The following is a 24,078-nucleotide window of genomic DNA, read 5'->3' as shown; positions in this document are numbered from 1 at the left end:
GCGATTCTCGGCGCATTCGGCGGGCCGGGGAATCTCCCCGGGCGGACGGACGGCCCGGGCGAGGGGGTTCCCCGGCCGGGCCGCCTGACGTGCCGTCGGACTAACCCTTGACGTACTGGTTCGGGTTGAGCACGTACTTCGTCGCCGCTCCGGCGTCGAATTCCGCATAGCCGCGCGGGGCATCCTCGAGGGTGATCGCCTGGGCGTTCACGGCCTTCGCGATCTGCACCCTGTCGTGCAGGATCGCCATCATCAGCTGCCGGTTGTACTTCATCACGGGGCACTGCCCGGTCGTGAAGGAGAGCGACTTCGCCCAGCCGAGGCCGAGCCGCAGCGACAGGTTTCCGGTCTGGGCGGCCGCATCGGCCGCACCCGGGTCGCCCGTGACGTAGAGCCCCGGGATGCCCATCGCGCCGCCGGCCGCGGTGACGGTCATCAGCGAGTTCAGCACGGTCGCGGGAGCCTCGGCGGACGCATCCTTGCCGTGTCCACGGGCCTCGAACCCGACGGCGTCGACGCCCGCGTCGACCTCCGGCACGCCGAGGATCTGCTCGATCTGGTCCTGCGGCTCCCCCTTGGTCAGGTTCACCGTCTCGCAGCCGAAGCTGCGGGCCTGGGCCAGTCGCTCCTCGTTGAGGTCGCCCACGATGACGACGGCTGCGCCGAGCAGCTGAGCGGATACGGCGGCGGCGAGGCCGACCGGGCCCGCCCCGGCCACGTAGACGGTGGAGCCGACGCCGACGCCGGCCGTCACGGCGCCGTGGAAGCCGGTGGGGAAGATGTCGGAGAGCATGGTCAGGTCCATGATCTTCTCGAGGGCCTGGTCGCGGTCGGGGAACTTCAGCAGGTTCCAGTCGGCGTAGGGAACGAGCACGTACTCCGCCTGGCCGCCTACCCAGCCGCCCATGTCGACGTAGCCGTAGGCGCTGCCCGGCCGGTCCGGGTTGACGTTGAGGCAGATTCCGGTCTTTCGTTCCTTGCAGTTGCGGCATCGGCCACAGGAAATGTTGAACGGCACGGAGACGATGTCGCCCACCTTGATGAACTCGACGTCCGGGCCCGCCTCGACAACCTCGCCGGTGATCTCGTGGCCGAGCACCAAATCCGCCGGGGCGGTGGTGCGGCCTCGGACCATGTGCTGGTCGGATCCGCAGATGTTGGTGGTCACCGTCTTGAGGATCACGCCGTGCGGTACTTTACGACCGACGTTGGCCGGGTTGACTCCCGGCCCGTCTTTCAATTCAAAGGTGGGATAGTCGATGTCGATGACCTCGACGACTCCCGGGCTCTTGTAGGCAACGGCTCTGTTCCCGGTCATGAAAGTACCTTCCTAGTTCGCTCAGCCGACCGGGGGTTATCGCCCGATCCGCGCATGGATTCCTCTAATTGGTGCCCTTTGACTCCACTACACGTCGGCCGGATGCGCAACCCTTCGGCGATTCGAATCGCGGCCCGGCGGCGTGACATCCGCCGAGATTGACACTTGCGGCCGAGATCGCCTGGTGCGCCGGGCGATCTCGACCGGAACCGGCGAGCTCGGCGGGCGGCGGCGAGAGTCGCCGAATACGCCGAGAATCGCCGGTGGACGGGGGACTCTCGGCGGAAACGGCGACTCTCGGCGTGAGCGGGCGCGCGGCGTGGGACGGGCAGGCGGCGGAGGGGCAGCGCGGCCCGCGACGCCGAGCGCGTGGCCGTGGCCGAGCCCGAGCCCGAGTCCGTGGCCGTGGCCGTGGCCGAGCCGAGTGCGTGGCCGTGAGGAGGTACGCGCTAGAGGGCCGAGAGGGTCTGGCGGGCGATCTCGAGTTCCTCGTTGGTGGGGATGACGAGCACGGCCACGGCCGAGTCATCCGTTGAAATCAGGCGCGGGCCGCGGGCCGGCGACGCGTTACGCTCGGGATCGACCCGGATGCCGAACGCCTCGAGGCCGCACAGCGAGCGTTCCCGCACCAGCGCATTGTTCTCGCCAACGCCGGCCGTGAACGAGATCACGTCGACCATGCCGAGCTGAGCGAAGTAGTTGCCGACATAGCCCTTGAGCCGGTGCAGATAGACGCCGAGCGCGAGCTCCGCCGGTCCGTCGCCGGCCGAGGCGGCCGTGATCACGTCGCGCATGTCGCCGCGCCCGGTCAGGCCCAGCAGCCCGCTCCCCCGGTTCAGCAGCTCGTCGAGCTCGTCGATGCCGATGCCGGCCTTCCGGTGCAGGTGGAACAGCACACCCGGGTCGATGTCGCCCGAGCGCGTGCCCATCACGAGGCCCTCGAGCGGCGTCATCCCCATGCTCGTTTCGACCGAGAGCCCGCCGCGCACAGCGCAGACGGATGCCCCGTTGCCGAGGTGAAGGACGATCTGGTTGAGCTCTCCCAGCGGCCGGCCCAGGAACGCGGCCCCGGCGTGGGCGACGAAGCGGTGCGACGTGCCGTGGAAGCCGTAGCGGCGGATCCGGAAGCGCTCGGCCAGGTCGGCGTTGATCGCGTAGGTGAAGGCTTCGGCCGGAAGCGTCTGGTGGAAGGCGGTGTCGAAGACCGCGACGTGCGGCACGTCCGGGAAGCCCTGCTCCGCGGCGACGATGCCCTGCAGCGCGCCGGGGTTGTGCAGCGGGGCGAGCGCCGAGAGGTCGTCGATGTCGCGCTGCACCCCCGGGGTGATCCGGGTCGGTTCCTGGAACCGGGCGCCGCCGTGCACGACGCGATGGCCGACCGCGACGGGCGCGTGTTCACTGAGCGACGGACCGTGCTGCTCGAACGCGTCGAGCATGACCTGGAAGCCGATCGTGTGATCGGGAATCGGCAGTTCGCGGGTGAAGCGGGCCGAACCGGCGGATGCCGCGGAGCCGGACGAACCGGACGAACCGGCCGAGGCGGACGAACCGGCCGAAACGGCCGAAACGGACGAGCCGGACGAACCTGCCGAACCTGCCGAACCTGCCGAGCCGGACGAGCCTCCCGAAACGGCCGAAACGGCGGATGCTGCGGTGCTCGCGGCCGCGTTACCGTCGCCGACCGTGTGCGTCGACTGGCCCATCGCCTCGCCGATGCGCTCGACGAGGCCGCCGGCCAGGACGGACTCCGTGTCCATCTCGATCAGCTGGTATTTGAAGGAGGACGACCCCGAGTTGACGACCAGGACCGCGGTCATGCGCTCGGCGCCGACAGGCCGGTCACCCAGTGGCTCTCGGTCGGCACCGCGGCCGAGCCAGAACCCGGCACCGCGGCAGCAGCGGACGTCAGGGCCTGCTCGTCCGACAGCGCGGCGGCCTGGATCGCGGTGATCGCCACCGTGTTGACGATGTCCTGCACGAGCGCGCCACGGGAGAGGTCGTTGACCGGCTTCCGCAGGCCCTGCAACACGGGGCCGATCGCGACGGCTCCGGCGCTGCGCTGCACTGCCTTGTAGGTGTTGTTGCCGGTGTTGAGGTCGGGGAAGATGAAGACGGTGGCGCGGCCGGCCACGGCGGAACCGGGCATCTTCGTGGCCGCGACGGCGGCATCCGCTGCGGCGTCGTACTGGATCGGCCCCTCGACCGGCAGGTCGGGACGGCGTGCCCGCACGAGCGCGGTCGCGGCGCGCACCTTCTCGACGTCGGCGCCCTCACCGGACTCGCCGGTCGAGTACGACAGCATCGCCACGCGCGGGTCGATCCCGAACTGCCTGGCCGTCTCCGACGCGGAGATGGCGATGTCGGCGAGCTGCTCCGCGGTGGGGTCGGGGATGACCGCGCAGTCGCCGTAGACGAGCACCCGGTCGGCGAGCGCCATCAGGAACACGCTCGAGACGACGGATACGTCCGGCCGGGTCTTGATGATCTGCAGGCCGGGCCGGATGGTGTGCGCCGTCGTGTGCCCCGCGCCGGAGACCATGCCGTCGGCCAGGCCGAGCTGCACCATCATGGTGCCGAAGTAGGAGACGTCGGTGACGACATCCCGCGCCTGCTCGAGCGTGACGCCCTTGTGCGCGCGCAACTTCACGTAGGCCTCGGCGAACTTCAGCCGGAGCACGTCGTCGAAGGGGCTCAGCACGTGCGCCTTGGAGATGTCCAGGCCGAGCCCGATCGCGCGGGAGCGCACCTCGAACTCTTCGCCGAGGATGGTCAGTTCCACGACGTCGCGGGCGAGCAGGGTCGCGGCGGCGCGCAGGATCCGGTCGTCGTCGCCCTCCGGCAGCACGATGTGCTTGCGGTTCTGCCGGGCCCGCTCGAGCAGGGTGTACTCGAACATGAGCGGGGTGACGACGTCGGCCCGGCTCACCTTCAGCCGGTCGAGCAGGGCGGATGCGTCCACGTGCTTTTCGAACAGGGCCAACGCGGTGTCGTGCTTGCGCTGCGAGTCGGCGGCCAGCCGCCCGCGGGTGTGCGTGATCCGCAGCGCCGTCTCGTAGGAGCCCATGTCGGTGCGGATGATCGGCACCGAGGGCGCGAGGCCGTCGACGAGCCGCTCGATGACCTCCGGCAGCTCGAAGCCACCATTCAGCACGACGCCGGCGATCGACGGGAAGGTGGCGGAGGAGTTGGCAAGGAGCACGGCGAGCAGCACGTCGGCGCGGTCGCTCGGGATGACGACGACCGACCCCTCGATCAGGCGCGGCAGCACATTGGCCATCGACATCGCGGCGACGACGACGCCGAGCGCCTCCCGGGAGAGCATCTCCGGGGCCCCGGTGACCAGGGTGCCGTCGATGGCCTCCATGATGCTGCGCATGCTCGGCGCCACGAGGTACGGGTCTTCGGGGATGATCCAGACCGGCACGTCGCTGGCCCCGGTGGGGAGCAGGGCCGGGTCGACGGCGACCGAGCGCACGGCGGCGACGAGTTCGTCACTGCGGTCCGGGTCGGCGCGGTTGACGATCATGGCCAGGAGCGAAACGTGCTCGTCGCGGAGTTCGGCGAGTGCGACATCCGTCAGTTGGCGGATGTCTTCCGGCGAGCGCGGATCGCTCTGGCCGAGCCGTTCACCCTTGGCGAACTGCTCGCCCTGGTTGGGGCCGACGCGGCCGCCGAGCACGAGCAGCACCGGGGCGCCGAGGTTCGCGGCGATGCGGGCGTTGAAGGCGAGTTCGGTGGGGCTGCCGACATCCGTGTAGTCGGAGCCGATCACGACGACGGCGTCGCACTGGGCCTCGACGGCCTTGTAGCGGGCCACGATCCGGGCGAGGGCCACCTCGGGGTTGGCGTGCACATCGTCGTAGGTGACGCCGACGCACTGCTCGTAGCTCAGCCCGGGCGCCGCGCCGGGGGCGGCACCGGCGGCGAGGTGGGCGCGAAGCAGTTCGAGCACGTAGTCGGGCTCGTGGGACGACCGGGCGATCGGCCGGAAGACGGCGACCCGCTCGATCGAGTGCGAGAGCGTGTCGAGCACGCCCAGGGCGATGCTCGACTTGCCGGTGTTCCCCTCCGCGGAGGTGATGTAGATGCTTCGTGCCACCCCTCTACAGTATCCGGCGCACGCGCTCGAGGCTGTCGGGCCCAAGCTCCGCCCGGGGCGCTGCGGTTTGAGTTGCGGAAAAAGTACCTTCAATTCGCCAACGAAGGTACTTTCTCCGCAACTCAGCGCGGGATCGAGAGGAGGGAGGGAGGGAGGGAGGGAGGGAGGGAGGGAGAGCGTCAGGCTAGGTGTTGTCCCCGCCCGTGGCATCGGACGTGCCCGCGGCCTCCGGACCGGCGCCTTGCCAGGTCCACTCGGTGACCTCGGGGATGTCTTCGCCGAAGTCGCGGGTGTACTGCCGGGCGCGCACCCGGGCATCCTGCATCTCCTGCCGGAGCATCCCGGCGCGGGCGCCGAGCCCCGGCACCCGGTCGATCACGTCGATGACCAGGTGGTAGCGGTCGAGGTCGTTGAGCATGACCATGTCGAACGGGGTCGTGGTCGTGCCCTTCTCCTTGTACCCGCGCGCATGCAGGTTGTCGTGCCCGGTGCGGCGGTAGGTGAGCCGGTGGATCAGCCACGGGTAGCCGTGGTAGGCGAAGATGATCGGCTTGTCGGTGGTGAAGATGGAGTCGAACTCGCGGTCGCTCATCCCGTGCGGATGCTCGCTCTCCGACTGGAGCACCATCAGGTCGACGACGTTGACGACGCGCACCTTGAGCTCGGGCATCCGTTCGCGCAGGATGGATGCGGCGGCGAGCACCTCGAGGGTCGGCACGTCGCCGGTGGCGGCGAGCACGACATCCGGCTCGGACCCCGGCTCTTCGGTGCCGGCCCAGTCGAAGATGCCGGCGCCGCGGCTGCAGTGCGCGATCGCCTGGTCCATGGTCAGCCAGTTCGGGCCGGGTTGCTTGCCGGCGACGACGACGTTGACGTAGTCGACGCTGCGCAGGCAGTGGTCGTAGGTGGAGAGCAGGGTGTTCGCGTCGAACGGGAAATAGACGCGCACGACATCCGAACTCTTGTTGACTACGTGGTCGACGAAGCCGGGGTCCTGGTGCGAGAAGCCGTTGTGGTCCTGGCGCCAGACGTGCGAGCTGAGCAGGTAGTTCAGGCTCGACACCGGGCGGCGCCACGGGATCTCGCGGCTGACCCCCAGCCACTTCGCGTGCTGGTTGAACATCGAGTCGATGATGTGGATGAAGGCCTCGTAGCAGTTGAACAGGCCGTGGCGCCCGGTGAGCAGGTAGCCCTCGAGCCAGCCCTGGCACTGGTGCTCGCTGAGCATCTCCATCACCCGGCCGGCGCGGGCCAGGTTCGTGTCGCCGGGCAGCAGCTGCGCGCCCCACTGCTTGTCGGTCGCCTCGTAGACCGCCGGCGCGAGACGGTTCGACGCCGTCTCATCCGGCCCGAAGATGCGGAAGTTGTCGGGATTGTCACGGATGACGTCGGCCAGCCAGGTGCCGAGCACCCGGGTGGCCTCGCCGACGGTCGCGCCCGGCGAGGGCACGTCGACGGCGTAGTCGCGGAAGTCCGGCAGGCGCAGGTCGCGGCGGAGCACGCCGCCGTTGGCGACCGGGTTCGCGCTCATCCGCAGGTCGCCGCCGGGGGCGTGGGCCGAGATCTGCTTGCTCGGCGCCCCGGACTCGTCGAAGAGTTCCTCCGGGCGGTAGGAGGCCATCCAGTTCTCCAGCAGCGCGGTGTGCGCCTCGGTGTCGCGGGCGTTGGCGAGCGGCACCTGGTGCGCCCGCCAGGTGCCCTCGACCTGCACGCCGTCGATGACGGGCGGGCAGGTCCAGCCCTTCGGCGTGCGCAGGATGATCATGGGCCAGCGCGGACGCTCGGTGTCGCCGGCCGCGGCGCGAAGCTTGATCGCGGCGATCTCGTTGAGCACCAGGTCGAGGGTCTGCGCCATCCGCTGGTGCACGATCATCGGGTCTTCGCCGTCGAAGCCGCCGGAGACGATGTGCGGCTGGTGCCCGTAGCCGCGCATCAGCTCGAGCAGCTCCGACTCGGGGATGCGGGCGAGCACGGTGGGGTTGGCGATCTTGTAGCCGTTGAGGTGAAGGATCGGCAGCACGACGCCGTCCTGCAGCGGGTTGACGAACTTGTTCGAGTGCCAGCTGGTGGCCAGCGGCCCGGTCTCGGCCTCGCCGTCGCCGACCACGGCGGCGACGAGCAGATCCGGGTTGTCGAAGGCCGCGCCATACGCGTGGCTGAGGGCGTAACCGAGCTCGCCGCCCTCGTGGATCGAACCCGGCGTCTCCGGCGCGACGTGGCTCGGGATGCCGCCGGGGAAGGAGAACTGGCGGAACAGCCGCCGCATCCCGTCGACGCTCTGGTCGATGTCGGAGTACACCTCGGAGTAGGTGCCGTCGAGCCAGGCGCTCGCGACCAGGCCGGGGCCGCCGTGGCCGGGGCCGGTGACGTAGAGGGTGCTCTGGCTGCGCTCCCGGATGACCCGGTTCAGGTGCGCGTAGAGGAAGTTGAGGCCGGGGGTCGTGCCCCAGTGCCCGACCAGGCGACGTTTGACGTGTTCCGCGGTGAGCGGCTCACGCAGCAGCGGGTTGTCGAGCAGGTAGATCTGGCCGACCGAGAGGTAGTTGGCGGCCCGCCAGAACGCGTCGAGGCCGGCGAGCGCCGCGTCGTCGAGGGGCGCCGGCTGCCGGGTCGGCCAGGGGGTGGAAGCTGGGGCGGAAGCGCCGCGGGTTCCGGGGGTGGAAGCGCCGGGGGTTCCGGGGGCGGAAGCGCCGGGGGAAGGCGGGGTGGAAGCTGTGAACGGGGAAGACATGGAGTCCCTTCGGTCATCGTGCAACGCGTGAGCCCTGCCCCGCCATCCTAGGGACGACCCTGCCCGGCGGGAAAGGGCGCGCGTCGGTCAGACGGAGACGTCCCGGCGGTTCAGCCCCACCACGGCGAGCGCGACGAGCAGGGCGCTGAGGCCGGCCAGCAGGGCGAACCCTCCCCAGTCGACCCCGTTGATCAGCGGCTGGTTGCCGTAGGCCCAGTGGTACGGGGAGAGCGTGTGCATCCATTCGAGGTTGTCGTCCTGGTTGCCGAGGGCGTTGAGCGTGTAGCCGAGCACCGCGACGGCGGCCCCCGCGACGAGCGCCGGCACGCGGCGACCGGTCCATGCCCCCACGCACAGCGCCATCGTGGCCGGCAGCAGGGCCAGCGCGGCAAAGATGACGGATGTCTCCAGCGCGTTGCCGACGTCGATGCCGAGATCCGACGGGCCGTTCAGCGCCAGCACGAGGGCGAGGGTGACGCCGGCGAGGATGATCACCTTGAGGGTCATCGCCAGGGCCCGCTCGAGCACGACCCGGCTGCGGGAGACCGCGTGGGCCAGGGTGAGTTCGAGCCGGCCGGCCTCCTCGTCGCCGCCGACGGCCTGTCCGCCCCAGCCGACCGCCGCGATGGTCAGGAACGCGAACCCCAGCAGGCCGTAAATCGTGGCCTGGACGTAGCCCGGGCCGGAGGCCATGAGGTCGTAATTCAGGGCCTTGATCAGGGCCTGCGGCATGCTTTCGATGACCTGGGCGATGCTCGCGTCGCCGAACGAGCGGTGCAGCGGCAGGTAGACGAGCGTCGTGCCGGCGATGGCCGCAGCCCAGCCGACAAGCCCGGGCCAGGTGTCCCTGGCCACCTTGGCGAAGAGGGGCAGGGAGCTAGACATGGCCCGCGCGGTCCGACGACGGGGGTTCGGTCGGGGGTTCGGTGTCCGACTCCGCATAGAGAGTCAGCACGGCCTCCTCGAGGTTGGGTTCCTCGATCACGAGGTCCTGCAGCGGCAGCCCGGCGACGGCGGCCACGAACGGCCCGACCGCCCCGCTGAGGGTTGCCCGGCACTCGATGACCGGGCCGGTTTCCGCGCCGGTTTCCGCGCGGGTTCCCGGGCGGGTTCCCGGGCGGGTTTCCGGGCCGGGGGAAAGCCGGCGGGTGTCCAGACGACCGACGCCGGGGATCCCGGCCACGCGCAGGGCGACCTCCGTCTCCGACAGCCCGACGGTGACGATCCGCGCGTGGCGGACGGCGGACTCCCGCAGTTCGGCCACGGTGGCGGTCTTCACGACACTGCCCTGGCGGAGGATGGCCACCGAGTCGGCGGCATCCTGCACCTCGCTCAGCACATGCGAACTGAGGAATATGGTCTGGCCGTTGGCGGTGGCTTCGCGGGCCATGGCCTGGAACTGCTGCTGCACCAGCGGGTCGAGGCCGCTGGTGGGCTCGTCGAGAACGAGCAGCCGCGGGCGGTGCATGAAGGCCTGGATCAGGCTGAGCTTCTGCTCGTTGCCCTTGGACAGCCGGCGAACGCGCTCGTCGAGGTCGAGCCCGAGGGTCGCCGCCAGCTCGTCGATGCGGCCGGGCTCCACCGGGCCGCTGATCGACGCGAAGTCGTTCAGCAGCCTTCTGGCGGTGAGCCCGCTCTGCAGGTGAAGCTCCCCGGGGAGGAAGCCGATCCGGCTGCGGAGGTCCGACCCTCCCGCGCGCGGCGAGACGCCGAGCACGCGGATCTCGCCCGACGTCGGACGGATGATGTCCAGCAGCAGCCGCATCAGGGTGGTCTTGCCCGCCCCGTTGGGGCCGATCACGCCGAAGACGCAGCCGGTCGGAATGGCCAGGTCGATGCCCGCCAGCGCGACGGTGCGGCCGAAGCGTTTCACCAGGCCTCGGGTCTCGACGGCGTAGTCGCTGGAGGATGTCGGGAGAGTCACGCCGACATCATGACACCGGCGCTGGCGGGCCAGAAGGGCACAAAAATGACTCCTCGCGCACCCACCAGAGCCCAGTTACCCTTGCTACGTTTCCGTCCTGGGGGAGTTGGCTGAGATAGCGCCACGCGAGGAGCCGCCCTTAGTTTAGGCGGGACAAGCGCGGCAGCCCAAACCGGTCGCGCGTGCCGGCGGTCGCGACGTGCGAGTTCGGCCTTCGGTGCGGCATCCGCGGGGGGCGCGTGGGGCTTGCGCGAGGCTCGCGTGCGGCCCTCGCGTGGCTCGCGTGCGGCCTGCGCGAGGCTCGCGTGCGGCTTTCAGGGGCCCCGGGACGGCCCTCGAGGAGCTCCGGGACGGCCAAACGAACCGGCGCGGCGGCATGCGGCGGAAACGGCCTCCGGAAACAGGTAAGATTCTCTGGTGCCGTTCCTCTCTCCGAGGATCGGCCGGCCAGGAGAATTCGCCTAGTGGCCTATGGCGCACGCTTGGAAAGCGTGTTGGGTGAAAGCCCTCGGGGGTTCGAATCCCCCATTCTCCGCCAAAGCAAAAGCGTGTTGGGTGAAAGTACAGCGCCCACTCGCGGGGTTCGAATCCCCCACTCTCCGCCACGTAGTCCCCGCGAAACTGCAGTTGTGCGCGCTAAACCACGCTCAGAACGCGCACAACTGCGGTTTCGCGGAGGGTGGGACGGCCGCGCCACGTTGAGTTGCGGAGAAAGCACCTTCGTTAGCGCGGGGAAGGTACTTTGTCCGCGACTCAGTTGCCGGCGGAGGCAAATGGCGGGCGGGCGATCGGGCAGGCCCCAGCCGCACGCCGTAGCGTGGGGGTATGACGATTTCTCCCCTTGTCGAGCCGGGCGCCGAGCTCAGCGCCGCCGAGTCCGCACGCACCGTCCGCCAGCGCGGGCTTCCCCCGCTCACCGAGATCGACCGCCGCCGGCTGGCCAGCGCCCGCGTGCTCGTCCTCGGAGCCGGACGGCTCGGATCTCCCGCCGTGCGCAACCTGGCCTCCGCCGGGGTCGGCACGATCGGGATCGTCGCCGCCGACGACATCGAGATTGAGCTTGACCCGAACACTGAACCGAACACCGGGGGCAACACCGCGCTTGCGCCCGTGTCTGCACGCGACTCGGTGCTCGAGTTCGCACCGGTGTCCGCACGCGCTTCTGCCACCGAGGCGGCGCCCGGATCCGAGTCCGCATCCGCGTCCGGGCCCGCCCCCGCGCCCGCAGTCGCGCCGGCGCAGCCCAGCAGGCGAGCCGGTCGCCACGCGGCGGAACCGGCGAAGGATGCCCCGGCCGAGACCCCCGCCGACGCCGCTGCCGACGGGGTGGCCGAGCTCGCCGCCGAGGCCGCACCGGAGGCCGACATCATCCGTCACCCCGGCCGTCTCACCCCGGCCAACGCGTTCGAGATCCTCGCCGGCTACGACCTCGTGATCGATTGCGCCGACGACTTCCCCGCGCCGTTCCTCGCCAACGACACCTGCGCGGCCCTCGGACTGCCGCTGGTCTGGGCATCCGTGCTGCGCGGCGACGCCCAGCTGTCGGCCTTCTGGGCCCACCCTCCCGCCGGCAGCGACGTCACCGGCGTTCACCTACGCGACCTCTACCCGGCCCCGCCCGCACCGGGCGAACGACCGGTCTTCCCCGATGCCGACGTGCTCGGCGCGCTCTGCGGCCAGGTCGGATCGCTTATGGCCGGCGAGGCGATCAAGCTCATCACCGGCATTGCCGAGCCGCTGCTCGGACGCCGCCTGGTCATCGACGCTCTGTCCGGTCGGTTCACCGAAACCCCGCTACTCGGCACGGGCGTGCCCGCGGCCTGCGCGATGCCGGCCGTGCCGACCGTCGGAGCGGTGCCCGCCGTCGGAGCCGTGCCCGCCGCCGGAGCCGCCCTGCCCACGCTCTCCCCGGTCGAGCTCGTCGAACGGATGACGGCACTCGCGGCCGGCACGGACGCCCTGCTCGTCGTCGATGTGCGCGAGCCCGCCGAGCACGCCGAGAGCGCCGTCCCGGGCTCCCTGCTGCTGCCGCTCGACCGGATCCTCACAGCGGAGGGCCGGAAAGAGCTCCCCCGCGACATCTCGCTCGTGGTGCACTGCCACCGCGGAACCCGGGCCGACCGCGCCGCGACCGCCCTCCGCGACGCGGGCTTCACCGACGTGTCGGTGCTCTCCGGCGGAATCGTCGCCTGGGACGACGCCGTCGCCGGCGGCACCGCCCCCGGCCGCGGCAGCGAATGGGCCGACGCCCTGACGTCCCAGCCCGCCCCGGCCCAGGGCTGAGACATGACCGGCCACGAGCACAACGCCAGCCATGAACACGAGCACGAGGGCCGGCGCGGCGACGCGCATCCGCACGGCCGCGACCACGAACAAGCGCACCCCACCCCCGCGGATGACTGCGCGATTCCGGCATCCGCCCGCAGCGTCGCCGAACAGCAGGGCGCCGTGCTGGCAACCGTGGCGCCCCTGCCCCCGGCTCGCGTGACCCTCGACGAGGCGCGCGGCCTGGTGCTGGCCGAGGACATCCGCAGCGCCACCGACATTCCCCCGTTCGACAATTCGGCCATGGACGGTTACGCCGTGCGGCGGGTCGATGTGCAAGAGGCCTCCGCCGCGGCGCCGGTGAGCCTCCCCGTGATCGCCGACCTCGCCGCCGGCACCGCCGACAACCCTCGGATCGGGCCCGGCCAGGTCGCCCGGATCATGACCGGGGCGCCCATGCCCGATGGCGCGGATGCCGTGGTGCCGATCGAAGACACCGACCGCGGCACCGACACGGTCACCATCGTGCGGGCGCCAGTGCCCTCCGCGCACCTGCGCCGAGCCGGCGAGGACGTGCGCGCGGGCGACACCGTGCTCGTGGCCGGCGTGCGGATGGGGCCGACGCGGCTGGCCGCAGCGGCGAGCGCCGGGGCGGGAACCGTTTCGGCGCATCCGGCCCCGCGAGTGGCCGTGATCTCGACCGGCAGCGAGCTCGTGCCGCCCGGCCAGGCCACCGGGCGCGGGCAGATCCCCGATTCCAACTCCTTCCTGCTCGCCGCCGCCGTCGCGGAGGCCGGCGGGGTGCCGGTTCGCCTCGGCTCCGTGGCCGACGACGAAGACGCACTCCGCGAGTTGCTGGCCGCGCAGGCCGGACTGGTGGACGCGTTCGTGCTCTCCGGCGGCGTCAGCGTCGGGGCCTACGACGTGGTCAAGGCGGTGCTCGCCCCACTCGGCACGATGCGTTTCGGGCCGGTCAGGATGCAGCCGGGTAAGCCCCAGGGCTTCGGCCGCTGGATGCCCGGACCGGACGGCTCTCCCGGGCCGGTCATCTTCGCCCTGCCCGGCAACCCGGTGAGCGCCTACGTCTCGTTCGAGGTGTTCGTGCGGCCGGCGCTGCGCCGGATGCAGGGCCACACCGACCTGCACCGGCCCACCGTGACCGCGACCGTGGCCGACGGCTGGACGTCGCCGTCCGGCCGGGCCCAGTACATGCCGGTCACCGTGGAGCGTGACGGCGCGCTGACCCGGGTGCGCCGGGCCACCTCCGGCGGCTCGGGCTCGCACCTCGTCGCCGGGCTCGGCCAGGCGACCGGGCTGGCCATCGTGCCGGAGGATGTCACCCTGGTGGCCGCCGGCGACCTCGTCACGGTCATGCTCACGTCATGAGGCGCGACGGGGTCGTGCCCGCGGGGGTCGTGGCCGCTGGGGTCGTGCCCGACCTGATCGTGCTCGCCGGCGGCAGCGGCAGCCGGCTCGGCGGCGTGGACAAGGCGGCGGTCACGATCGCCGGACGCACGCTGCTCTCCCGCGCGCTCGATGCCCGCGCCCTGACCGCGCGCACCGTCGTCGTCGGGCCCGAATCCAGCCGGCCGGCCGCCGGGGCCGCCGCCGCAGAGGTGCTCTGGGCGCTCGAGGATCCGCCCCTCGGCGGGCCCGCGGCCGGCGTCGCGGCCGGCCTGGCCGCGCTCGAACGCGACGCGGCGGCCGGCGCCGACGCGGCAGCCCCGACCGCCGACTGGGTGCTGCTGCTGGCCTGCGACCTGCCCTGGGCTGCGGATGCCGCGCGCATCCTGCTCGACGCGGCGGAAGACGCTGCCGATGCCCCAGCCGACGCCGGCGCGCCCGACGCGCTCGACGGCATCCACCTCGTCGACGCCGACGGCCGGGACCAGTGGCTCGCCGGCCTGTACCGGGCGTCCGCCCTCCGCGCGGCCGTGCGGCGCGCCGACGCCGACGTGCGCGGGGCGCGCATGCGCGACCTGCTCGCCGGTTTCAGGCTCCGCGGCATCCGCGACGACTCGAACGCCGGGAAGGACGTCGACACCTGGCAGGCTGTCGCCGCCACCGAGGTGCTCCTGGCCTCGCCGGCGAACACACCAGCGAACCCGCCGGCACCCGGATCCGACGCCGCCGCATCCGGCCCCGCCTGCGGGTAGTCCTCCGCGGTGCGGTTCCCAACTGCGGAGAATCTCGGGATCGGGTAGCGCATCCGCCGAACGGCGCCGCCCCTGGCGTTCCGCGACCGGAATCTTCGCAGTTTGGTACGCCGTCTGCGCATAACTCCGCCAAAAATTCAGGCGCGCGCCCTGAACCCGCGGAATCACGGGGTTGCTGCGGCGATCGCCGCGGATCTGGCGGAGTTATGAACCGCGGGCGCGACGAAAGCCCGGGCAAGCGGCGTTTCAGGGGGCCCAAACCTGCCGTTTCCCACGGTTCTGTCACACGAGTGCATTTTTCACGGCGTTCCTTGCTTGCCACGGCCATGCGGACCCGCCATGCTGACACTCAAGCGGGCCCCCGCGCCCGATCGCGTTGACGGCGAGGACGCACATGACGCCTGCAGTAACGTCCACTCTCAGCTCCGACCTCTCGAATTGGGACCCGGAGAACGAAGCGACCTGGGATTCCAGGCTCGCCTGGCGCACGCTGTGGATCACCACGTATTGCATGCTGCTCGGCTTCGCCACCTGGTACCTCGTCAGTGCGATCGCCCCGCGGCTGAACGACATCGGCTACGACCTCACCCAGGAGCAGCTGTACTGGCTCGTCGCCGTCCCCGGGCTCGCCGGCGGCCTGCTGCGGCTGGTCTTCATGTTCCTCCCCCCGCTGATCGGCACCCGCGCCCTGGTCGCGATGTCATCCGCGCTGCTGCTGCTGCCCATGCTCGGCTGGACGCTGGCCGCCCGGGACACCTCGACCCCCTACTGGGTTCTGCTCGCGCTGGCCTTCGCGGCCGGCGTCGGCGGCGGCAGCTTCTCCGGGCTGATGGCATCCACCAGTTATTTCTTCCCCAAGCGCCTGGCTGGAACGGCGCTCGGCCTGCAGGCCGGCCTGGGCAACTTCGGCATCGGCCTGATCCAGGTGCTCACGCCGTGGATCGTCGGTTTCGGCCTGCTCGGCACGGCCGCGCTCACCCCGCAGAGCACCGCCGAAGGACAGTTCGTCTGGCTGCACAACGGCGGACTCGTGCTCGTCCCCTGGGTGCTGCTCGCCGTCGGGCTGTCCCTCTTCTACCTGCGCCGGGTGCCGATCAAGGCAAACTTCCGGCAGCAGACGGACATCTTCAGGATCAAGCACACCTGGATCATGACGGCCATCTACCTGATGAGCTTCGGCGCGTTCAGCGGGCTCGCCGCCCAGATGGGGCTGATGATCCTCAGCATCTACGGCGACTTCGAGAACGCGCCCGACCCGCTCGCCTTCGCCTTCATCGGGCCGGCCATGGGGGCGCTCGTGCGGGCCGGTGCCGGCCCCCTCTGCGACAAATGGGGCGGGGCGATCTTCACGTTCATCGGCGGGGTGGGGATGACAGTCGGGACAGTCATCACAATCTTCTTCCTCAGACCAACGAGCGTCGACCAGTTCTGGGGATTCCTCATCGGGATGCTCATCATCTTCTTCTTCGCGGGGCTGGCCAACGCCGGTACGTTCAAGCAGATGCCGATGATCTTCCCCAAGCGTCAGGCCGGCGGGGCCATCGGATGGACGGCCGCGATCGCGGCCTTCGGCCCGTTCATCGTGGGTATGGCGCTCACGGCCGTCAGCCCGACGGCCTTCTTCATCGGCTGCGCCGTCTGGTGTGCGTTCTGCACCGGCCTCGCCTGGTTCTTCTACGCCCGTCCCGGCGCCCCGAACCCCGGCTGACCCGCCCAAATCACGCCGTGAGGGGTCGCATATCGACCTTCCCGGGCCCAACGAAGGTCGATTTGCGACCCCTCACCGGGTGAGATCAGGGTGCGGCGCCGGATGCTGGTACCGGCGAGCCCTCACGCATGTGGCACGCCCCGCCAGCGCGGGCTCCTGGTGCTCCTGTGGCGCCGGCCGGCCCCTGCCGGCTCCCGTGGCTCCTGCCGGCTCCCGCCGACTCCGGCCGACTCCCGTGGCTCCTGCCGGCTCCCGCCGACTCCGGCCGACTCCCGTGGCTCCTGCCGGCTCCCGTGGCTCCTGCCGACTCCTGCCGGCTCCCGGCGGGGGCCAACTCCGGAGATCCGTGCCGCGCCGGCCCGACAGCCCTGGAATCCCGCGGTGCGCTACAGCGGCGTCCCCGATTCTCCTGAGTTCGCCACACACCCGCGCGGCGCGACCCGCGGCCGACTCACCCAACCCGGCCCAACCGCCCGTGAGGGGTCGCAAATCGACCTTCCCGGGGCCAACGAAGGTCGATATGCGACCCCTCACGCGGGGAGAGTGGCGGGGTGCGGTTGGTGGAGGCGGCGAGCGGGCGCGGCGGGTGGGGGCGGAGGGGGAGGCGGGGGCGGAGGCGGGGCGGCTAGCGGGGGGTGCGCTGGCGGGTGCGGGTGGGGGCGGCGGGGCGCTCGCTCTTTTCCCAGCCGCGGCGAGGGCCCCGGGAGCCCGAGCCGACAGTGTGCGCGTCGCGGGATCGGTAGACGATGTACGGGCGCACGATGTAGCCGAGCGGCGCCGAGAACACGTGCACCAGCCGGGTGAACGGCCAGAGCAGGAACAGGGCGGTCGCCGCGAGCACGTGCAGCTGGAAGAAGAACGGCACGTTGGCCATCAGCGACGGGTCCGGCTGCAGGATGAGCAGCCCCCGGATCCACGGCGAGATCGTGCCGCGGTAGTCGTAGCCCGCGCCGAAGATCTGGTACATCACGGTCGCCAGCGTGCCGAAGCCGATCACCAGCGCGAGCAACAGGTACATCGTCTTGTCCATCACCGTCGTCGCCAGCATCACCCGGGGGGTCAGCCGGCGGCGGATCAGCAGCAGCACGATGCCGGCGATCGTGAGAACCGCAGCCACCGTGCCCAGCCAGGTGGCCCCGAGGTGGTACCAGTGCTCGGTGACCCCGAAGAACTCCAGCCACGCCTTCGGCACGAGCAGGCCCACGACGTGCCCGCCGAAGACCATCAGGATGCCGTAATGGAACATCGGCGAGCCCCAGCGCAGCAGCCGATTCTCGTAGGTCTGGCTCGACCGCGAGGTCCAGCCGAACTGGTCGAAGCGGTAGCGCAGGATGTGCCCGACCACGAAGACCGCCATCGCCACGTACGGGAACGCGACCCAGAGCAGGATGTCCCAGGTGTTCATCGCCGTGCTCCCTCGCTTGATGCGGTCGCCCCGAACGGCGCCAGGTTGCCGAGGAAGGTCAGGCCGACCGTCTCGGTGGGCGGCCCCTCGTTGACCAGGGCCAGGTAGCGCTTCCGCGTCTCCTCGTCGATCTTCGGCAGCGACAGCGACACGGCCTCCAGCACATGCGCGTACGGGCTGGAGATCGTTTCCAGCGCGGTGCGCAGCACCTCGATGCCGTCGCGATGGGCGGACAGCAGCTCCCGCGCGATCGGCGAGTCCGAGAGCGCCGAGAACTCGAGCACCATCGGCAGGTAGTCGGGCAGCTCGTCCGCAGCCGGCTCCCAGCCGGCCGCGCGGTACGCCTCGACGAAGCGCACGAGCGCCATGCCGCGCCTTCTCGTGTCGCCGGCGGCGTAGTAGCTCAGGTACGGGCAGCATTTGCGTTTGGTGTCGAAGGTCTGGATGAAGTGCACCTCCAGCTCCTGCCGGCCCATCGCATCCGCGGCCGACAGGAACGTTTCGAACGCGGTGCGCAGCGGATGCGGCAGCCGCGTCACCGACTCGGCCACAACCGGAAAGCGCGCCCGACGCTCCTCGCTCGGATAGTCGAGCAGGATCGACGCCGCCATGTGCGCGACGGCGGCATCCGTCTTCGACAGCGCGAGCGCCGCGACCTTCCGCGCCGGGAGGAGCTTCACGCCGGGGCCCCCGAATCCTTCGGCGGGAACATGCCCGGCGGCACGGCGCCGCCGGTCCAGTTGAGCAGGTTCAGCCGCCCGGGCGTGGTCGGCTTGGTCTTCTCACCGGTCTCCCCGCGCATCTCGTTGTAATTGTCCACGGTCGAGTTCAGCGGCATCCCCGGGGTCTTCGCGTACGGGCCCCGCGCATGCGACGCATCCGCGCCCGGCCCGCCCATCCCCGGCCCGCCGTCGGTGTCGAGCGAGCAGGCCAGCTCCTCGAGCTCCCGCGCCGTCTCCAGGTGCGCCGCCGGGATCACGTACCGGTCCTCGTACTTGGCGATCGCCAGCAGCCGGTACATCGCCTGCATCTCGGTGCCGGTCATGCCCACGGATGCCGCGATCGCCTCGTCCGGCTCCCCGCCGAGGTTGATGTCGCGCATGTACGAGCGCATCGCGGCGAGCTTCCGCAGCGACGCCTCGACCGGAACCACGTCGCCGGCGGTGAACAGCCCGGCCAGGTACTCCACCGGGATGCGCAGCTTGTCGATCGCCGCGAACAGGGTGCGCGCGTCCTCGCCGTCGCTGCCGGTGCTCTTGATCACGTCGACCACCGGCGACAGCGGCGGGATGTACCAGACCATCGGCATCGTGCGGTACTCCGGATGCAGCGGCAGCGCGATCTTGTATTCGGAGATCATCTTGTAGATCGGGCTGTTCTGCGCGGCGAGGATCCAGTCGTCGGCGATCCCGTTTGCCGTGGCCGCGGCGATGACCGCCGGGTCGTGCGGGTCGAGGAACACGCCGCGCTGCGCCTCGAGCAGGTCGTGGTCGTTCTCGATCGACGCCGCCGAGAGCACCGCGTCGGCGTCGTAGAGCATCAGGCCGAGGTAACGCAGCCGGCCCACGCAGGTCTCCGAGCAGATCGTCGGCTTGCCCTGCTCGATCAGCGGGTAGCAGAGCGTGCACTTCTCGGCCTTGCCGGTCTTGTGGTTGAAGTAGACCTTCTTGTACGGGCAGGCGGACACGCACATGCGCCAGCCGCGGCATCCGTCTTCGTCGACGAGCACGATGCCGTCTTCCTCGCGCTTGTACATCGCGCCGGAGGGGCAGGCGGCGACGCAGGAGGGGTTCAGGCAGTGCTCGCAGATGCGCGGCAGGTAGAACATGAAGGTCTCTTCGAACTCCATCTTCACGTGCTCGCTCATGGTCGCCAGGATCGGGTCTTCGGCGGCAGTCTCCTGCGAGCCGCCGAGGTTGTCGTCCCAGTTGCCCGACCATTTAATGTCCATGTTCTTGCCGGTGAGCAGCGACTTCGGCCGGGCGACGGGGCTCTGCGTGCTCAGCGGGGCCTTCGTGAGCATGTCGTAGTCGTAGGTCCACGGCTCGTAGTAGTCGTCGATGCCGGGCAGGTCGGGGTTGTTGAAGATGTTCATCAGTTTCTTCAGCCGACCGCCGCCGCGCAGGCTCAGCCGTCCGCGCTTGTTCCTGGCCCAGCCGCCCTTCCACTTCTCCTGGTCCTCGTACCGGCGCGGATAGCCCACGCCCGGCCGGGTCTCCACGTTGTTGAACCACACGTATTCGACGCCGGTGCGGTTGGTCCACACCTGCTTGCAGGTGACCGAACAGGTGTGACAGCCGATGCACTTGTCGAGATTCATGATCATCGACATCTGGGCCATGACGCGCATTAGTAGACCACTTCCTGGCTGCGACGACGGATCACGGTGACCTCGTCTCGTTGGTTCCCGGTCGGACCGAGGTAGTTGAAGGCGAACGACAGCTGGGCGTAGCCGCCGATCAGGTGGCTGGGCTTCAGCAGGATGCGGGTGAGCGAGTTGTTCGTGCCGCCCCGCTGTCCGCTCGTCTCGGCGATCGGCACGTTGATCGTGCGATCCTTCGCGTGGTACATGTACACCGTGCCCTCCGGCATCCGGTGCGAGACGATCGCCCGGGCCACGACGACGCCGTTGCGGTTGTAGGACTCGATCCACTCGTTGTCGCGCACGCCGATCTTGTCGGCGTCGAGCGGCGACATCCAGATGGTCGGTCCGCCGCGGGAGAGCGAGAGCATCATCAGGTTGTCCTGGTACTCGGAGTGGATCGACCACTTCGAGTGCGGGGTGAGGTAGCGCACGGCCACCTCCGCGCGGCCGGCCGACCCGGTCGCGCCGGTGGGAGCCGTGGACCCGACGATCGAGTCGTTGAACAGGCGGTGCATGTCCAGCGGCGGCCGGAAGATCGGCAGCTGTTCGCCGAGCTCGATCATCCAGTCGTGGTCGAGGTAGAAGTGTTGCCGCCCGGTGAGGGTGTGCCAGGGCTTGAGGTGCTCCACGTTGATCGTGAAGGCGCTGTAGCGGCGCCCGCCGTGCTCGCTCCCCGACCACTCCGGGGAGGTGAGCACCGGCACCGGCGCGCCCTGAACATCCGGGTAGGAGAAGCGCCGGCCCTCGTTGTCGCTGGCGAGGTGCGCGAGCTTCATGCCGGTGCGTTTCTCCAGCTGCCGGAAGCCCTGCGTGCCGAGCCGGCCGTTGGTCGTGCCGGAGAGGGCGAGCACCATCTCGCAGGCGTGGATGGCGGTGGTCAGTTTCGGCCGGCCGACGGCCGTGCCCGACTCGACCAGGCCGTTCTTCGTGCCGAGGTAGGCGACCTCGACGTCGGGGGTGAACTTCACGCCCTTGGTGACCATGCCGAGTTTCTCGGTCAGCGGGCCGAGCGCGCCGAGCATCTCGGCGAAGGCCGGGTAGTCGCGTTCGACCACGACGAGTTTCGGCATCGTCACGCCGGGCACGAGCGGCTGGTCGTGCCGCACGATCCCGTGCGGGGTGGCCATCGCGTCGGGGGTGTCGTGCAGCAGCGGGGTGGCCACGAGGTCCTGCCGCACGCCCAGATGCCCCACCGACATCTCCGAGATCTTCTTCGCCAGGATGTGGAAGATGTCGAAGTCGGTCTTCGCCTGCCACGGCGGGGAGATCGCCGGGTTGAAGGAGTGGATGAACGGATGCATGTCCGTCGTCGAGAGGTCGTTCTTCTCGTACCAGGTGGCCGGCGGCAGCACCACGTCGCTGAACAGCGTGGTCGAGGTCATCCGGAAGTCGCTCGTGACCATCAGGTCGAGCTTTCCCTCCGGGGCGCTCTCGTGCCATTTCATGGTGTTCGGCCGTTTCTCCGGCGGCGATTCGGCCCCGCGGATCGCGCTCGTCGTACCAAGCAGGTGCTTGAGGAAGTACTCGTTGCCCTTGCCGGAGGAGCCGATCACGTTCGCCCGCCAGATCACGAGCACCCGCGGGAAGTTCTCCGGGGCATCCGGGTCTTCGCAGGCGTAGGCCAGGCTGCCGTCGGTGAGCGAGTCGACCACGTACTGCGCCGGCTCGACCCCGGCCGCCGCGGCGTCGTCGACGAGGTCGAGCGAGTTGCGGTTGAAGGTGGGGTAGCTGGGCATCCAGCCCCGCTTGGCCGAATCGACCAGGCAGTCGGCGGTCGTGCGGCCGGCGAAGGCGCCGGTGCCGAGCGGGCTGGCCAGCGTGTCGGCGGCGAGGCCGTCGTAGCGCCACTGGTCGGTGGCGAGGTAGAAATAGCCCGTCCCGATCATCTGCCGGGGCGGGCGCACCCAGTCGAGCCCGAAGGCGTATTGCGCCCAGCCGGTCAGCGGGCGCACCTTCTCCTGGCCGACGTAGTGCGCCCAGCCGCCGCCGTTGACGCCCTGGCAGCCGGTCATGGTGGTCAGCGCGAGGAAGGCGCGGTAGATGGTGTCGGAGTGGAACCAGTGGTTGGTGCCGGCGCCCATCAGGATCATCGAGCGCCCGCCCGAATCCTCGGCGTTCTGCGCGAACTCGCGGCCGATCCGCTCGGCGGCCTGCATCGGCACCGAGGTGATCTCCTCCTGCCAGGCCGGGGTGCCCGGGCAGCTCGCGTCGTCGTAGCCGGTCGGCCAGACGCCGGGAAGACCCGGGCGGCCGACCGCGTACTGGGCCAGGAGCAGGTCGAAGACGGTCGTCACCAGCTGGCCGGCCACCTCGCGCACCGGCACGCCGCGACGGATGACGCCCGCGCCGCCGGCGTGCTGCTCGCCTTCGGTCTCCGGGGCGAGGTCGAACCGGGGCAGGTCGATCAGGGCGGCGGCCCGGTCATAGTCCGGGGCATCCATGATCGAGAGCAGCGGGTCGACGCCCTCCAGATCGAGGTTCCACTTGCCGACGTCGGCCTCGGAGAAGCGGTGGCCGATCGACCCATTGGGCACGACCGCGGTGCCGTCCTGGTCGAGCAGCACGGGCTTGAACGCGGCGGCGGCCAGCCCGGCCGGCGACCCGGGCAGGGCGTCGGCGGTGAGGAACTTGCCCGGAACGTACGCGTCGCCGCGCTTGACCAGCGAGATCAGGTACGCCGAGTCGCTGAACTTCTTCATGTAGTCGACGAAGCGGGGCGTGCGACGGTCGACCAGAAACTCGGTGAGCACGACGTGGCCCATGGCCAGCGCGAGGGCGCCGTCCGTTCCCGGGTGCACGGCCAGCCACTCGTCGGCGAACTTGGTGTTGTCGGCGTAGTCGGGCGAGACGGCGATGACCTTCTGGCCGCGGTAGCGTGCCTCGACCATGAAGTGCGCGTCGGGCGTGCGGGTGACCGGCACGTTCGAGCCCCACATGATCAGGTAGGAGGAGTTCCACCAGTCGGCCGACTCCGGCACGTCGGTCTGGTCGCCGAAGACCTGCGGCGAGGCGACCGGCAGGTCGGCGTACCAGTCGTAGAACGAGAGCATCGTGCCGCCGAGCATGGAGATGAACCGGTTGCCCACCCCCTGCGACACGATCGACATCGCCGGGATCGGCGAGAACCCGGCGATCCGGTCGGGCCCGTAGGTCTTGATCGTGTGCACGTGGGCGGCGGCGACGATCTCCGCCGCCTCGTCCCAGTTCGCACGCACCAGGCCGCCCTTGCCGCGGGCGCTCTTGTAGGCGCGGGCGGTCTCCGGGTTGCCGGTGACCTCGGCCCAGGCGAGCACCGGGTCGCCCGTCTTCGCCTTCGCGGCGCGGTAGGCCTCCAGCAGCACGCCGCGCACATAGGGGTACTTCACCCGGGTCGGCGAGTAGGTGTACCAGCTGAACGCGGCGCCGCGGGGGCATCCGCGCGGCTCGTACTCCGGGGAGTCGGGGCCGACCGTGGGGTAGTCGGTCTGCTGGGTCTCCCAGGTGATGATGCCGTCCTTGACGTACACCTTCCAGGAGCAGGAGCCGGTGCAGTTGACGCCGTGGGTGGAGCGCACCTCTTTGTCGTGGGTCCAGCGGTCGCGGTAGAACGAGTCGGCGTCGCGGCCGCCCTTGTGGAAGACCGAGCGCAGGTCGCTCGAGGTCTCACCGCGGCGCAGGAAGCGCCCGAGCTTCAGGATCGCGTCGGTGGCGGGGCCGTCTGTGCCGGCTCGGTTCGCCCCGGTTCGGGTGGAAATTGATCCGCTTCGATCTGTCACGTCGCACTCCCTGGAACTGAGGTGAACTTCCGAACTCCCGGGCTGCTGAACTCCCGGGTTACTGAAATCCCGGGCTACCGAAATCCGGTGGCGTCGCAACGGCCGCGGCGACGACCCTGTCGTTCGACAGTGTCCTCGCTCGCGCGGAGGGAGACAAGCACAAAACACCGTGAATAATATTTCAGCGCCCGTTCGGGTCGCTCAGCCCTGACTGAGTTGCGGAGAAAGTACCCTCATTTCGCGTGTGATGTCTCACGACATCGTGGACACTTCTGTCTCTGAACATCGTGGACAGTTGCTGTCTCACGGCTTCGTGGACACTTGGTATCTGTCCATGGCCATGAAGCCCCGG

General features: G+C 70.2%; 14 protein-coding genes, 1 tRNA gene and 1 other RNA gene. 5 read left to right on the top strand and 11 right to left on the bottom strand.

Translation table 11 applies throughout. The annotated features are described in order from the left end of the window. Positions 1 to 100: 100 nt before the first annotated feature. From fdhA to ffs, 7 genes are all read right to left on the bottom strand, one after another. The gene (fdhA, locus tag E3T54_RS00685; RefSeq protein WP_134474137.1) at positions 101 to 1,318 is read right to left on the bottom strand and encodes a formaldehyde dehydrogenase, glutathione-independent; all 1,218 of its coding nucleotides are present in this window, start codon (positions 1,316 to 1,318) and stop codon (positions 101 to 103) included. A 449-nt stretch (positions 1,319 to 1,767) separates the two neighbouring features. Beyond that, positions 1,768 to 3,135: an acetate/propionate family kinase gene (locus tag E3T54_RS00680; RefSeq protein WP_241976984.1), complete on the bottom strand. Its 1,368-nt coding sequence runs from the start codon at positions 3,133 to 3,135 to the stop codon at positions 1,768 to 1,770. Further along, positions 3,132 to 5,417 (bottom strand): phosphate acetyltransferase, encoded by a 2,286-nt coding sequence (gene pta / locus E3T54_RS00675; protein WP_134474136.1) that lies wholly within the window; start codon positions 5,415 to 5,417, stop codon positions 3,132 to 3,134. The genes E3T54_RS00680 and pta overlap by 4 nt, the downstream gene beginning before the upstream one ends. A gap of 184 nt (positions 5,418 to 5,601) precedes the next feature. Further along, positions 5,602 to 8,148 carry a phosphoketolase gene (locus tag E3T54_RS00670; RefSeq protein WP_134474135.1) on the bottom strand — a complete coding sequence of 849 codons (2,547 nt, stop codon included), beginning with the start codon at positions 8,146 to 8,148 and terminating at the stop codon, positions 5,602 to 5,604. 87 nt (positions 8,149 to 8,235) lie between these two features. Further along, complete coding sequence (locus E3T54_RS00665; protein ID WP_134474134.1) at positions 8,236 to 9,033, bottom strand: ABC transporter permease subunit; 798 nt, start codon at positions 9,031 to 9,033, stop codon at positions 8,236 to 8,238. Continuing rightward, a complete protein-coding gene (locus E3T54_RS00660; protein ID WP_134474133.1) occupies positions 9,026 to 10,072 on the bottom strand; it encodes an ABC transporter ATP-binding protein in 1,047 nt (348 codons plus the stop codon). The genes E3T54_RS00665 and E3T54_RS00660 overlap by 8 nt, the downstream gene beginning before the upstream one ends. A gap of 41 nt (positions 10,073 to 10,113) precedes the next feature. Further along, positions 10,114 to 10,210: signal recognition particle sRNA small type (ffs, locus tag E3T54_RS00655), an RNA gene on the bottom strand. A 312-nt stretch (positions 10,211 to 10,522) separates the two neighbouring features. Here ffs and E3T54_RS00650 point away from each other — a divergent pair. From E3T54_RS00650 to E3T54_RS00630, 5 genes are all read left to right on the top strand, one after another. Further along, positions 10,523 to 10,610, top strand: a tRNA-Ser gene (locus tag E3T54_RS00650). 287 nt (positions 10,611 to 10,897) lie between these two features. Next, on the top strand, positions 10,898 to 12,355 hold the full coding sequence (locus E3T54_RS00645; RefSeq protein ID WP_134474132.1) for a ThiF family adenylyltransferase: 1,458 nt from the start codon (positions 10,898 to 10,900) through the stop codon (positions 12,353 to 12,355). 3 nt (positions 12,356 to 12,358) lie between these two features. Beyond that, entirely contained in the window at positions 12,359 to 13,723 is a 1,365-nt protein-coding gene (glp, locus tag E3T54_RS00640; protein ID WP_134474131.1) for a gephyrin-like molybdotransferase Glp, read from the top strand. Further along, positions 13,720 to 14,493: a molybdenum cofactor guanylyltransferase gene (locus E3T54_RS00635; protein ID WP_241976983.1), complete on the top strand. Its 774-nt coding sequence runs from the start codon at positions 13,720 to 13,722 to the stop codon at positions 14,491 to 14,493. The genes glp and E3T54_RS00635 overlap by 4 nt, the downstream gene beginning before the upstream one ends. Before the next feature lie 394 nt (positions 14,494 to 14,887). Next, entirely contained in the window at positions 14,888 to 16,201 is a 1,314-nt protein-coding gene (locus E3T54_RS00630) for an MFS transporter (protein ID WP_134474130.1), read from the top strand. A gap of 625 nt (positions 16,202 to 16,826) precedes the next feature. Here E3T54_RS00630 and narI read toward each other — a convergent pair. From narI to E3T54_RS00610, 4 genes are read right to left on the bottom strand one after another with little or no spacing between them, the layout of a single operon-like run. After that, positions 16,827 to 17,606 carry a respiratory nitrate reductase subunit gamma gene (gene narI / locus E3T54_RS00625; protein ID WP_134474129.1) on the bottom strand — a complete coding sequence of 260 codons (780 nt, stop codon included), beginning with the start codon at positions 17,604 to 17,606 and terminating at the stop codon, positions 16,827 to 16,829. Next, entirely contained in the window at positions 17,603 to 18,286 is a 684-nt protein-coding gene (narJ, locus tag E3T54_RS00620) for a nitrate reductase molybdenum cofactor assembly chaperone (protein ID WP_241976982.1), read from the bottom strand. Before narJ ends, narI begins: the two co-directional genes overlap by 4 nt. Then, positions 18,283 to 19,956, bottom strand: coding sequence for a nitrate reductase subunit beta (gene narH, locus E3T54_RS00615; RefSeq protein WP_134474128.1), 1,674 nt, complete (start codon positions 19,954 to 19,956; stop codon positions 18,283 to 18,285). Before narH ends, narJ begins: the two co-directional genes overlap by 4 nt. Beyond that, positions 19,956 to 23,726, bottom strand: coding sequence for a nitrate reductase subunit alpha (locus tag E3T54_RS00610; RefSeq protein WP_241976981.1), 3,771 nt, complete (start codon positions 23,724 to 23,726; stop codon positions 19,956 to 19,958). Before E3T54_RS00610 ends, narH begins: the two co-directional genes overlap by 1 nt. Positions 23,727 to 24,078: the final 352 nt, after the last annotated feature.

This window comes from Cryobacterium sp. Sr8, from assembly GCF_004403225.1.
Classification (GTDB): domain Bacteria; phylum Actinomycetota; class Actinomycetes; order Actinomycetales; family Microbacteriaceae; genus Cryobacterium; species Cryobacterium psychrotolerans.
The sequence above is the reverse complement of the archived record's forward strand: the minus strand, read 5'-3'. Positions and strand labels throughout refer to the sequence as shown.

What these genes read in the sequence shown, in the direction of transcription:
- fdhA (WP_134474137.1), bottom strand. Translation starts at nt 1,318, where the DNA reads ATGACCGGGAACAGAGCCGTTGCCTACAAGAGCCCGGGAGTCGTCGAG.
- E3T54_RS00680 (WP_241976984.1), bottom strand. Translation starts at nt 3,135, where the DNA reads ATGACCGCGGTCCTGGTCGTCAACTCGGGGTCGTCCTCCTTCAAATAC.
- E3T54_RS00670 (WP_134474135.1), bottom strand. Translation starts at nt 8,148, where the DNA reads ATGTCTTCCCCGTTCACAGCTTCCACCCCGCCTTCCCCCGGCGCTTCC.
- E3T54_RS00665 (WP_134474134.1), bottom strand. Translation starts at nt 9,033, where the DNA reads ATGTCTAGCTCCCTGCCCCTCTTCGCCAAGGTGGCCAGGGACACCTGG.
- E3T54_RS00645 (WP_134474132.1), top strand. Translation starts at nt 10,898, where the DNA reads ATGACGATTTCTCCCCTTGTCGAGCCGGGCGCCGAGCTCAGCGCCGCC.
- glp (WP_134474131.1), top strand. Translation starts at nt 12,359, where the DNA reads ATGACCGGCCACGAGCACAACGCCAGCCATGAACACGAGCACGAGGGC.
- E3T54_RS00635 (WP_241976983.1), top strand. Translation starts at nt 13,720, where the DNA reads ATGAGGCGCGACGGGGTCGTGCCCGCGGGGGTCGTGGCCGCTGGGGTC.
- E3T54_RS00630 (WP_134474130.1), top strand. Translation starts at nt 14,888, where the DNA reads ATGACGCCTGCAGTAACGTCCACTCTCAGCTCCGACCTCTCGAATTGG.
- narI (WP_134474129.1), bottom strand. Translation starts at nt 17,606, where the DNA reads ATGAACACCTGGGACATCCTGCTCTGGGTCGCGTTCCCGTACGTGGCG.
- narH (WP_134474128.1), bottom strand. Translation starts at nt 19,956, where the DNA reads ATGCGCGTCATGGCCCAGATGTCGATGATCATGAATCTCGACAAGTGC.